General features: G+C 69.4%; 12 protein-coding genes. 4 read left to right on the top strand and 8 right to left on the bottom strand.

The genetic code is table 11. The features are described from left to right. Nucleotides 1-774, bottom strand: coding sequence for an SDR family oxidoreductase (locus MK786_RS02075; RefSeq protein WP_241110593.1), 774 nt, complete (start codon nt 772-774; stop codon nt 1-3). A 45-nt stretch (nt 775-819) separates the two neighbouring features. Between MK786_RS02075 and MK786_RS02070 the strand changes: the two genes are divergently transcribed. From MK786_RS02070 to MK786_RS02055, 4 genes are all read left to right on the top strand, one after another. Continuing rightward, on the top strand, nt 820-1,308 hold the full coding sequence (locus MK786_RS02070; RefSeq protein ID WP_241110592.1) for an NfeD family protein: 489 nt from the start codon (nt 820-822) through the stop codon (nt 1,306-1,308). Beyond that, complete coding sequence (locus MK786_RS02065; RefSeq protein WP_241110591.1) at nt 1,305-2,249, top strand: SPFH domain-containing protein; 945 nt, start codon at nt 1,305-1,307, stop codon at nt 2,247-2,249. Before MK786_RS02070 ends, MK786_RS02065 begins: the two co-directional genes overlap by 4 nt. Continuing rightward, nucleotides 2,246-3,022: a glycerophosphodiester phosphodiesterase family protein gene (locus MK786_RS02060; protein ID WP_241110590.1), complete on the top strand. Its 777-nt coding sequence runs from the start codon at nt 2,246-2,248 to the stop codon at nt 3,020-3,022. The genes MK786_RS02065 and MK786_RS02060 overlap by 4 nt, the downstream gene beginning before the upstream one ends. A gap of 136 nt (nt 3,023-3,158) precedes the next feature. Then, nucleotides 3,159-3,542 (top strand): RNA polymerase-binding protein RbpA, encoded by a 384-nt coding sequence (locus tag MK786_RS02055; RefSeq protein WP_241110589.1) that lies wholly within the window; start codon nt 3,159-3,161, stop codon nt 3,540-3,542. Nucleotides 3,543-3,545: 3 nt separating this feature from the next. Here the strand turns inward: MK786_RS02055 and lnt are convergent, their stop codons facing one another. The 7 genes from lnt to MK786_RS02020 form a co-directional block, all read right to left on the bottom strand. Beyond that, nucleotides 3,546-5,126 carry an apolipoprotein N-acyltransferase gene (lnt, locus tag MK786_RS02050; protein WP_241110588.1) on the bottom strand — a complete coding sequence of 527 codons (1,581 nt, stop codon included), beginning with the start codon at nt 5,124-5,126 and terminating at the stop codon, nt 3,546-3,548. A gap of 37 nt (nt 5,127-5,163) precedes the next feature. Beyond that, complete coding sequence (locus tag MK786_RS02045; protein WP_241110587.1) at nt 5,164-7,677, bottom strand: RNA helicase; 2,514 nt, start codon at nt 7,675-7,677, stop codon at nt 5,164-5,166. Further along, nucleotides 7,674-8,435, bottom strand: coding sequence for a twin-arginine translocase subunit TatC (tatC, locus tag MK786_RS02040; RefSeq protein WP_241110586.1), 762 nt, complete (start codon nt 8,433-8,435; stop codon nt 7,674-7,676). Before tatC ends, MK786_RS02045 begins: the two co-directional genes overlap by 4 nt. A gap of 67 nt (nt 8,436-8,502) precedes the next feature. Continuing rightward, nucleotides 8,503-8,757, bottom strand: a complete 255-nt coding sequence (tatA, locus tag MK786_RS02035; protein WP_191766520.1) for a Sec-independent protein translocase subunit TatA — start codon at nt 8,755-8,757, stop codon at nt 8,503-8,505. Nucleotides 8,758-8,843: 86 nt separating this feature from the next. Next, on the bottom strand, nt 8,844-9,806 hold the full coding sequence (locus MK786_RS02030; protein ID WP_241110585.1) for a YafY family protein: 963 nt from the start codon (nt 9,804-9,806) through the stop codon (nt 8,844-8,846). Beyond that, the gene (locus tag MK786_RS02025; protein WP_241110584.1) at nt 9,803-10,798 is read right to left on the bottom strand and encodes a YafY family protein; all 996 of its coding nucleotides are present in this window, start codon (nt 10,796-10,798) and stop codon (nt 9,803-9,805) included. Before MK786_RS02025 ends, MK786_RS02030 begins: the two co-directional genes overlap by 4 nt. Before the next feature lie 75 nt (nt 10,799-10,873). Beyond that, a complete protein-coding gene (locus tag MK786_RS02020; RefSeq protein WP_241110583.1) occupies nt 10,874-11,806 on the bottom strand; it encodes an FKBP-type peptidyl-prolyl cis-trans isomerase in 933 nt (310 codons plus the stop codon). Between the last annotated feature and the right edge of the window lie 31 nt (nt 11,807-11,837).

Genomic DNA, 11,837 nt, shown 5'->3' with positions numbered 1-11,837 from the left:
TCACTCCCCCGCGAACGAGCTCGTGTCGCCGACGAGGCGGGTGTTGTCCGCCGGGACGGGGTCCAGTGCGGCCGCGGCGACCTCCGCGGCGAACTCCGACACGTTGTAGAGCTTGCCGGCGTCGTCGCGGCGGGCCGCGATCGCGCCCGGGTTGGCGCGCTCGAGCAGCGTCGCGGTGATCGTGCCCTCGATCATGTCGCCCGACACGACCACGAAGCCGATCCCGCGCTCGCTCAGCGCGGGGATGCGCTCGCGCAGGGCGTCTTCGCCGGCGCGCTTCGAGAGCGCGACCGGCTCGTATTCCGGCATCGTGGGGGTCGTGCGGATGAAGTGCGCCTGGTGGCTCGTCACGAACACGACGCGTGAACCGTCGCCGAGGAGCGGCAGAGCGGTCTCGAGCACGCGCACCTGTGCGTCGCGGTTGAGCTGAAGCGCGTAGTCCTCCGCCATGCCGGACTCCATGCCGCCCGAGGCGTTGAGCACGAGGATGTCGAGGCTGCCGAACACACGGCCGACCTCGTCGAACATCGCCTGCACCGAGTCCGCGTCGGTGAGGTCGGCACCGACCACGAGCACCTCGACGCCGAGTCCACGCAGCTCGGTGGCGAGCTTCTCAGCACGCGGCGCCTTGTTGCGGTAATTGATGACGACGTTCGCGCCCGCCTCGGCGAGATAGCGCGTGGTGTCGGCGCCGATGCCGCGAGAGGCACCGGTCACGAGGGCGGTCTTGCCGCTCAGTGAACCGGCAGGAAGCGTGGGGGATGTCTCAGTCACGCCCTCGACCCTACCTGCTAGGTTCGAAGGACAAGGAGGCGCATCGTGGAGCTCATCCAGACCATCGAGCAGTGGGCGTGGATCGGGTGGCTCGTGCTGATCCTGGTCTTCCTGGTCATCGAGATGCTCACGCTCGATTTCACGTTCCTGATGCTGAGCATCGGCGGTCTCGCGGGTCTCGGCTCCGATCTCCTCGGGGCACCCATCTGGCTGCAGGTCATCGTCGCCGGCGTCGTCGCGGCCGTGCTCGTCCTCTTCCTGCGTCCGCCGCTGCTTCGGCGCCTTCGGCGCGGTGAGGACCCGACGCCCTCCAACGTCGACGCCCTCATCGATCTCCGCGGACGTGTGATCGCGACCGTCTCCACGCACGGCGGCCAGGTCAAGCTCGCCAACGGAGACGTGTGGACGGCGCGCTCCGAGGCCGGCGAGCTCGAACCGGGCACCCCCATCCATGTGAGTCGGATCGACGGCGCCACCGCTGTCGTGCGCTCCGACGCACCGACCGCATCTCCGACGGAGGACCCCCGCGCATGACCGACCTCGACACCCTGATCCCCACCACGATCGCCTGGCTCCTGGCGATCGCGGTCTTCATCTTCGTGCTGGTCGTGATCGTCCGCTCGATCCGGATCATTCCACAGGCGAGCGCGGGCATCGTCGAGCGCCTCGGTCGCTACCACAAGACGCTCAGCCCGGGCCTGAACCTCCTGGTGCCGTTCATCGACCGCCTTCGTCCCCTCATCGACATGCGCGAGCAGGTCGTGTCGTTCCCGCCGCAGCCCGTGATCACCGAAGACAACCTGGTCGTCTCGATCGACACGGTGGTCTACTTCCAGGTCACCGACGCGCGCGCCGCCACCTACGAGATCGCGAACTACCTGGGCGCCGTCGAGCAGCTCACCACGACGACACTGCGCAACGTCGTCGGTGGTCTGAACCTCGAAGAGGCACTGACGAGCCGTGACAACATCAACGGCCAGCTGCGTCTCGTCCTCGACGAGGCGACGGGCAAGTGGGGCATCCGCGTCGGACGCGTCGAGCTCAAGGCGATCGACCCGCCGCACTCGATCCAGGACTCGATGGAGAAGCAGATGCGCGCCGAGCGGGACCGCCGCGCTCTCATCCTCACGGCCGAGGGCACGAAGCAGTCGGCCATCCTGACAGCCGAGGGTCAGCGACAGGCCGAGATCCTGAAGGCCGAGGGCGACAAGCAGGCCGCCGTGCTGCGCGCCCAGGGCGAGGCCGAGGCGATCCAGACGGTCTTCGACGCCATCCACGTCGGCAACCCCGACGACAAGCTCCTGGCCTACCAGTACCTGCAGACCCTGCCGAAGATCGCCGACAGCGCCTCGAGCAAGCTCTGGATCATCCCGAGTGAGTTCACCGAGGCGCTCAAGGGGCTCAGCGGCTCATTCCTCGGCGCCGCGACCGACGCCCCCACGCCGCAGCGCAGCGTCGACCCGCCCACTCCGTGACCCACCCCTGGTTCGAGGGCGCCCGCACCCCGCGGGTCCTCGCGCATCGGGGGCTGGTGGTGGCGGAGGATGCCGCGCACGGCGTCGAGGAGAACTCCTTCGCCGCCGTCGCAGCAGCCCACTCGGCGGGCGCCGAGTACGTCGAGTCGGACTGCCACGTCACCGCGGACGGAGTCGTCGTGCTGTTCCACGACGACGACCTCTCGCGGGTGACCGGTGACCCCCGGCTCGTCGCCGACGTCACGTCCGTCGAACTCGGGGACCTGATGTCCGGCCGCGGCGGTCTGATCACGCTCGCGCAGGCGCTCGACGCGTTCCCCACTCTCCGGTTCAACCTGGACGTCAAGGCAGCCGCCGCCGCCGTGCCCGTGGGCCGGATCGTGGCGCCGCACGGCGACCGTGTGCTGCTCACGAGCTTCTCCGATCAGCGGCGACGCGCCGCTCTCGCTGCCGCGGAAGCATCGGCGCGCGGCATCCGCCCCGCCACCTCCGCCGGTTCGGCGACGATAGGGCGAGTGCTCGCCGCCGTCGCCACGCGCTCCGATCGACTCGTGCGTCGCGCGCTCCAGGGGGTGGACGTGCTGCAGATCCCAGAGCAGCAAGGCCGTCTGCGCGTGCTCACGCCACGGCTGATCTCCGCCGCCCACCGCCACGATGTCGAGGTGCACGTGTGGACCGTGAACGAGCCGGACGACATGCGCCGGCTGATCGACTCGGGTGTCGACGGCGTGGTGACCGACCGGGCCGATGTGGCCCTCCGCACGCTGGGCTGACTCGGTTCCGCCATACGGCCGAGGCGGCGCTCCTCCCCCCTGTGCATCCACTGTGAAAGGCGAGCGCGCAAGCCCCTTTCGGATGATCCGCTCAGGTCGCTTGGTTATACCTATACAGCGACGAGAGGACCACAAAATGGCAGACCGCAGCTTGCGCGGCATCCGACTCGGCGCCCAGAGCCTACAGAGCGAAGAGGGCGTCGTGTTCCATGAGCGTGCACAGCACATCTATTCGTGTACGTCTTGCGGACGTGACACGACACTGACTTTCGCGGCCGACGCCGAGGTTCCGCCGGCATGGGAGTGCCGCACCTGTGGTGCGGAGGCGCTCCTGCGCGTCGGTGAGGGCACCGCGACGGTCGACCACTCGGGTGACAAGACCCCCCGCTCGCACTGGGACATGCTGCTCGAGCGGCGTTCCCTGCCCGAGCTCGAGGAGCTCCTCGAGGAGCGTCTCGCCTATGTCCGCGCCCGTCGGGGCGCCGGCGAGGACGTCACCCTCGACAAGATCAGCGCCTGACCCTCAGTCAGCCGCCTGCGCGACGCCGGTTCCTGCGGGAACCGGCGTTTTCGCGTCCACGCGGCCGGTCAGCGTCACCACGACGCCCAGCGCCATGAGCACGAGAAGGCTGCCCCACCCGAGAAGAGCCTGAACCCAGGGGCCCGCGATGACGGCGGGCGTCAGCCCGGTGCGCAGCGGCACCTCGGTCAGCATGTGCCCCGCCTCACCGGCCGGCAGTCCGTCGAGGGTGCTGCCGTCGGGCGCGATCACCTGGCTGGTGCCCACGGTCGACAGGTTCACGACCGAACGGCCGGTCTCGACCGCGCGCATGCGCGCGAACGCCAGCTGCTGGAGGTTCTCGTCGGTGTCGCGGAAGTCGGCGTTGTTGGTCTGGAACATGTAGACCTGGGCGCCGTCCTGCGCGCCGGCCCAGATGACCTCGTCGTAGATGACGTCGAAGCAGATGGCGAGGCCGACGCCGACCCCGTCCACGTCGAGGAACGGCGCATTCGTGCCGGGCGTGTACTCCCGCTGGATCAGACCGATGAGGTCGGGAGCGAGCGACTCGTAGAACCACCGGTCGGGCACGTACTCCCCCATCGGCACGGGGTTGGTCTTGTCGTGGTACTGGACTGCGCCCTCGCCCGCCTTCCACAGCATGGAGGTGTTGAACGTGTCCTCGCCGCGCGTGGTCGCCGCGTTCACGATGAGGGGTGCGCCGATCCTCTCCGAGAGCGCATCGAGCGTGCGCGCCGTGCTCTCGTTACGGGTCGGGTCGGAGTCGATGCCGCCCTCCGGCCAGAGCAGGACGTCCACGTCCTCATCGAGAAGCGGAGCGGATGCCGCCAGCTGTGCGTTCAGCACGTCGTTGCGGTCGCGGGGGTCGAAGTAGCCGGAGGGGCCGTTGCCCTGGGCGCTGCCGACGCGCAGGGTGCCCGCCGCGGTCGTCGGGAAGGCGGGCACGAGCAGGAGCAGGGCGGCGAGGCCGATCGAGGGAAGTGCGGTGCGCACGTCGCGGAACCGGGCGACGCGCCCCCACTCGATGGCTGCCGCCGTGAAGGTCACCATCAGGAAGGAGAGACCTGCGACACCCATCCACGACGCGAGGTGCGCCAGCGGGCTCTCGGACTGGCTCATGCCGATGCGCGCCCACGGGAACCCGGTGTAGGGCCACGAGCCCATGAACAGCTCGCGTGCCGTCCAGAGGCCGCCGATGAGGATCGGCAGGGCGATGAGCGACACCCATCGCGAGCGGAAGAGCCGCGGCATCCATCGGTATGCCAGCGTGAGCGCGATCGAGCCGACCGCCATGAAGACCGTCTCGAGGCCGGCGAGGGCGAACCAGGGCACGAGGCCGAGGTACCGCGTGATCCACATGATGTGGATCAGGTAGAACGTGGCGCCGAAGATGAACCCGACCAGCAGCGCGCCCCACACCGAGCGACCGATGAGGGCAACGAGCGACAGCCCGACGCCGACGAACGCAAGCGGCCACCAGCCGACGGAGGGGTAGGCGAGGTCCAGGATCGCCCCGCCCGCGATCGACGCCACGACAGCGGCCCACAGGGGCAGGAGCGGGCGCGGCGCGGCGGCGAGAGGCACGTGAATACCCTAAGCGGCGGGAACTGGACGGCCGCTGTCAGACGGCCGAGTAGGCGACGATTCCGCGGCGCACGGACTCCAGCGCCTTCCGTGCGGTCGAGGCGAGGGCGGGCTCGGCCACGATCGAGAGCTGGTCGAGGAGGTCGATCGTCTGCTTCGACCAGCGCACGAAGTCGCCCGCCGCCATGTCGGCCTCGCTCAGCACACGGTCGAGCATGCCCCCGCGGGCCCACGAGTGCATGGCCTGCGCCAGTCCCGCGGCGATGGGCTCGGACCCGGGCAGTCGGTGCTCGCGCTCGAGGTCGTCGAGTCGCTGCCACAGGTCGAGGGTCTCGGCGAACGCGGTGCGGAACGGCCCACGCGGGAGGCCCCCCTCCCCCGGTCCGGCCTCGTCGCGCCGCGGCTCGTACACGATGCAGCAGGCGAGTGCGGCGAGCGAGGGAGCGTCGAGCGCGTCCCACAGGCCGCGTCGCAGCGACTCGGCGACCAGCAGGTCGCGCTCGCCGTAGATGCGGCGCATCGTGCGCCCCGACGGCGTGAGGGTGGTCACGCCCGCGTCGTCGAGTCGCACGTATTCGAGCTCGTCGAGTACGTCGACCACGCGGTCGAAGATGCGGGCGACGGTGCCGGTGCGGGTGTCGATCTGCTGACGCAGCTTGTCGACCGTCCGACGCAGCTTCCAGTACCGCTCCGCCCATCGCGCGTGCTGCTCCCGGTCGGGGCACTGGTGGCACCCGTGGCGCTGCATGCGCTTGCGCAGGTTCGCGATCTGGCGCTGCCGCTCATCGCGAGTGCGGCGCGAGGCGTTCGCATCCTTGCGGTTCAGCTTCTCGAGGTCGCTAAGCTCGCGCCGGATGGAGGAGTACTCGGTGAAGTCGCCCCGGTCGCACGTCATGGCCTGCTCGTAGCCGGCGAGGGACTCCTCCTGCTCGCGCACCTGGCGGGCGAGTCCGACGACGGCCCGGTCGGCCTGGAACTGTGCGAACGACGACTCGAGGATCTCGCGGGCGCGCGCCCGCCCGAACTGGTCGATCAGATTGACCGCCATGTTGTATGTCGGCCGGAAGCTGGAGTTGAGCGGATACGTCCGGCGCGAGGCGAGCGCCGCCACCGCCTGCGGGTCGAGGCCCTCCGTCCACTGGATCACCGCGTGGCCTTCGACGTCGATCCCGCGACGCCCCGCGCGGCCGGTGAGCTGCGTGTACTCCCCCGACGTGATCGCGACGCGGGCCTCGCCGTTGAACTTCTCGAGCTTCTCGAGCACCACGGTGCGCGCGGGCATGTTGATGCCGAGCGCGAGGGTCTCGGTGGCGAAGACGGCTTTCACCAGCTTGCGCTGGAAGAGGTCCTCGACGACCTCCTTGAACGCCGGGAGCAACCCCGCATGATGCGACGCAACACCGCGCTCGAGGTTGTCGAGCCACTCCCAGTAGCCGAGCACGGCGAGGTCCTCGTCGTGCAGGCTGCGTGTGCGCTCCTCGACGATCGCGCGGATCTCGGCGCGCTCCTCGTGCGAGGTCAGCCGCACCCCGGCGCGGCGCACCTGCTGCACGGCGGCGTCGCAGCCGACGCGGCTGAAGATGAAGAAGATCGCCGGCAGCAGGTTGGCACGCGCCAGCAGCTCGACGACGTCGGGGCGGTCGAGTCGTTCGATCCGCTGCACGTTCGCGGACCGCACGGGGCGCTTTCCGCCGCGGTTCGGACGACGGCGGGATGCCTCGTATCCCGCGTTGCGTGCACTGCTGGCCGACTGCGCCCTGCGGTTGTTGTCGAAGTTCGCGCCCTTGAACGACCGGATGCGCATGAGCTCCTGGTTCACCTGCGCGGTCGCGATGCCGGCGCGGTCGTCGAACAGGGGCAGCAGGTCGCCGCGCACGAGCACATGCTGCTCGAGCGGCACGGGACGCGTCTCGGACACGATCACCTCGGTGTCGCCGCGCACCGTGTCGAGCCAGTCGCCGAACTCCTCGGCGTTCGACACGGTCGCCGACAGCGACACCAGCTTCACACTCGGCGGCAGGTGGATGATGATCTCCTCCCACACCGCGCCGCGGAACCGGTCGGCGAGGTAGTGCACCTCGTCCATCACGACGTACCTCAGTCCGCGCAGGGCGGGCGAGTCGGCGTACAGCATGTTGCGCAGCACCTCGGTCGTCATGACCACGATGCGCGCGCTGCCGTTGATGTTCGTGTCGCCGGTGAGCAGGCCGACGTCGTCGGGACCGTAGACGTCCTGCAGCTCGCGGAACTTCTGGTTCGACAGCGCCTTGATCGGTGTCGTGTAGAACGCCTTGTCGCCGTGGCCGCCGACCACGGGCTCGCGCATGGCGAGGTGCACCGCGAACTCGCCGACGATGGTCTTGCCCGCGCCGGTGGGCGCGGCCACCAGCACGCTGCGACCTTCCTCGAGGGCGCGGCATCCGGCGATCTGGAACTCGTCGAGCGTGAAGCGCTGGGATGCCGCGAACGCGGCCGTGATCGGATGGCTCCGGTCGAGGGCGGCGGACGCCTGTGCGCGGGCGTACCGCTCGGAGGGCCCGGGGTCGGTCATGCGGCGGCCTCGGGCGGGAGGAATTCGGCCTGGCGCTTGGCCTTGCGCCGGTCGAACAGCATCGACAGCCCGGCGGCGGCGAAGAACAGCACGACCAGGATGCCGGCGAGCATCAGCATGCTCACGACGTCGGCGGCCGGAGTGGCCAGAGCCGCGAAGATCACGGCGATGAGAACCGCGACGCGCCAGCCCTTCAGAATCGCCCTACCCGACATGACGCCGGCGAGATTCATCGCCACGAGGAAGACCGGCAGGATGAAGGCGACTCCGACGACGACCAGCAGCTTGAAGACGAAGTCGTAGTAGAACAGCGCGTCGTAGAACTGCGCGCCGCCCTGCGGCACGAATGTGGCCATGAGCTCGACGACGTGCGGCATGATCAGCAGGCCTACGTAGCAGCCCGCGAAGAACAGCGGAACGGCTGCGGCCATGAACCCGACCGTGTATCGGATCTCTTTGCGCGTGAGTCCGGGCATGATGAACGCCCAGATCTGCCAGATCCAGATCGGCGCCGAGATCAGGATGCCGATTGCGAACGAGATGCGCAGTCTCATATCGAACGGGCCGGTGATGGTCTGGTACATGAACTCGACCTTGCCCTCTTCGCCCTGCGTCTCCGCGACGACGCGGATCGGCTCGGTGATGAGGTGGATGACCGGGTCGGTGATGAAGAACGCCACCACCATGCCGATGACGAGGGCGAGGGCCGCCCACATCAGGCGCCGACGCAGCTCGATCAAGTGCTGCCCCAGCGACATGCGCTTGTCACGCCGCGTCGGGTCGGTTTCCCCTACGCGCGGCGATCCCGCCGTTGCCACGACGGCGTCAGGGCTTGGAATCGGCGGTGCCGCCAGCGTCCGTCCGGATCTCCGTCGACGGAGCCTCGGTCGAGGCGGCGGTGGCCGACTCTGCGTCGGTCTTGGACGAGTCTTCGTCCTTCATCGCCTTCATCTCACCCTTGAAGACGCGAGCGGACTGACCCATGCTCTTGGCCAGCGCTGGCAGCTTCGCCGCGCCGAACAGCAGCAGGATCACAGCGAGGATGATCAGGAAGTGCCACCCCGTGAGGCCTTGCAGCATGTCGAATTCCTTTCGGCGGGTCCGGACTCAGTGTAACCCGCGGTCGGGCGGCGAAGTGCGCAGCGCAGAAAGTACCGGGCGAGCGGTCAGCGGTACTGGCTCAGGCCTGCATCGGCCCACTCGGCTGCCGCCTGCCTCGCGGCGGGCGGTTCGAGGACCTCCACGTCGCCGCCGCGCTTTGCGACGAGGCGTCTCAGGCTGTACTCGTCGGCGACGTGCATGGTCGCGACGGTCACGCCGTCGACGGTCTCGAGCGATGCGCGGTCCAGGTAATCGCCGAGCAGGGGGCCGACCGACTCGTCGAACCGGATGCGCACCACCATGTCGCCTTCGCCCGACTCGAACCAGCCGCGGGCGGGCTCTCCGGCGTGAGTGATCGGGATCTCCGTGAGCTCGAGCTCGCTCACCCGGTCGAGGTGGAACGTGCGCATCGCCTCACGGAGGTGGCACCACCCCTGCAGGTACCACTGGCCGTCGGCGATGTGCACCTTGACCGGGTCGACCGTGCGGGTCGTGGGCGCGGCATCCGGAGCCTTGTAGGTGAACGACACGGCCACGCCCCGGCGGAGTGCGGTCGCGACGAGGTCGCGGACGGTGTCGACCGGGCCGGGGGCGACGATGACCTCGGCCGGAGCGCTCGAAGCTCCCCGCGCGAGCTTCGCCAGGAGGCCCGAGAACAGATCGGTGTCGCCGACGCCGGGGATCGTGCGCGCGAGCTGGAGTCCCGCCAGCAGCGCCGCGGCCTCACGTGCGGTCAGCTTTGGCGACCTCTCCAGGCCGACCGAGTTGGTGATCACGATGAGATCGCGCTGATCGAGCAGATCCCAGTCGATGTCGAACAGGTCGTTCGCCATCTGCCAGTAGCCGCCGTCGCCGGGCAGCCCGATCACGGTGAGCTTCTCCACCATCGAGCGCATCTGATCGGGGGTGACGTCGAACTCGTCGGCCGCCTCTGCCACCGAAACCTCGCCCTTGCCGATCAGATACGGGACGAGCTGAAGCATCAACGCGGCGCGATCCGTCGCGACCAGCGAGCGGCGGGCGGTCATGCGGATGCTCCGTTCACGTCGCGGGCGGCGGCGAGACGCTCGATCACCTGATCGCGCAGCTCCGCCGGCTCGACGACCCGCACCTCGGGGCCGTAGGACGCCAGCTCATCGGCGAAGATGTGGACGTCGACGTATGGCACGCGGATGCCCTGCTCGGCAGGGCGCGCGCGACGCGCCAGCCGCAGGGCGGCCTCGGTGCCGGGGTTGACCTCGAGCAGCGACGTGCTGCGCGCGGCCACCTCTTCGAGCCCGCGCAGGGCGCGCTCGCCCGCGCCGTCGCGCAGAGCGGCGTCGAACGTCTCACGCGTGGTCGCCACCGGTCCGACGATCCGCGACAGCAGGAAGGTGCGGTCGGCCCGCACATCGAGGTCGATGCCGAACACGTGCCAGCGCGCTTCGTACTCGACGAGGGCGAGCGGCTGCACGCGACGCGTGCGCGGCGCCGCCTCGCCGGGCTTCAGGTACGGGAACCGCACCACACGACTCTGCTCGATCGCCCGCTGGAGATCGGGGAACGACGGCTCGCGCAGACTGATGCGGGGTGAGTAGCCGATGATCGGCTCGTCGACGGGGATGCCCAGCGCACGAATCTTGCGGAGCCCGCTGCGGGCATCGTCCGACATGGAGCTCTCGCTCCACACACCGCCCGCGAGATTGAGCAGGGCGAGTTCGGCAGGAGTGAACTCGATGTCTTCGGGGAGCGCGTACTCGGTCGTGGGAACGCGGTAGCGGGCTTCGCGGAGGTCGTCGGGATCGGCCCAGTCGCCGATCGTCTCGATGGGCACACCCAGGCCGCGCAGGCTCTCCTTGTCGCGCTCGAACATCTTCTCGAGGGCGTCCTTCGACGCGCCTGACTCGCTCTGCTCGCGGTAGCCGGCGACGGAGGACAGGATGGTGTCCTTCGTCAGTCCCTGGTCGGTGGCCATGAGGGCGACGACCAGGTTGACGAGTCTCTCCTCAGGCGGGGACTTGGCAGGGGCGTTCGCAGGCACCCCATCATCCTAGGGTCGGTGCGGCCGGCTCGTCGGCGGTCCGGCGACCACTGGTCGCGCGGAGACGGTGTCGACTTACTGCGTGGTGCCGGGGTCGACGCCGAGGAGGTCGAACACGAAGACGGTCGGCTTCTCGGTGCCGCCCTGCTCGGCCGGCACGACCACCAGCACCTGGGAGCCGATGGTCTGGCCGACGAGCGCCTCTGCGAGCACCGGGTCGCTGTCGAGCGGGACCGACTGGGGCTGCGAGTCCCACGTGTTCGTGACCGCTTCGGTCTCTCCCCACGGCACGCCGAGGATGTGCGCACGGACCGGCGCGTCGGCCGTGACGACCTCGCCGTCGCCCTTCTTGAGGGTCTGGACGACGACGTCGTCCGGGGCCTCGCCCTCGGGGATGATGAGGCCCGGACGTCCGTCCGGCGTGCGCACGACGGTGGGCATGCCGGTTCCGCTGTTGAACTGGTCAGCTCCGTCGGCAGCACCCAGATAGACCTTGTGCACGTCGATGACGGCGACGGCGGAGTCGCCCTCGGCCAGGCCGATGCTCGCGGCGGCCTCGGCCTCGATGTCTTCCGGCGCCAGCGACACGACGACCCGCGAGCCCGCTGAGGCGCACTGGAGCGCGTCACCCCACGTCGGGAACGTCTGAACGATCTGCGGCAGGCCGAGCACGTTCGACTGTTCCTCGGAGTACGGGCTGGCGACGAGCGTCTCGCCGGTGTCGCCCGATACGAGCGTGAAGTCGATGACGACGAGCTGGTCGTCACGCGTGATGACCGCCCCGCCTGTTCCCTGCTCCAGCGTCGCCGACGACCCCTCCGTGACGTGGAACGGAGTGTAGAGCTCGACGTCGGGCGCGCTGCCGACCTCTCCGCTCACCTCGACGACGTCGAGCAGTTCGGCGTCGGAGACGGACTCGGAGCAGTCGGAGCTTCCGGGCAGCGAGCAGCCGGCCAGGCCGACGGTCGCGAGTCCGAGGATCGCGAGGGCAGCGGGGATCTTACGCACCGCAACAGTCTAGGCGGCATCCGGATGTGCG

This window comes from Microbacterium sp. CFH 31415 (assembly GCF_022538185.1).
Lineage (GTDB): Bacteria > Actinomycetota > Actinomycetes > Actinomycetales > Microbacteriaceae > Microbacterium.
The sequence above is the reverse complement of the archived record's forward strand: the minus strand, read 5'-3'. Positions and strand labels throughout refer to the sequence as shown.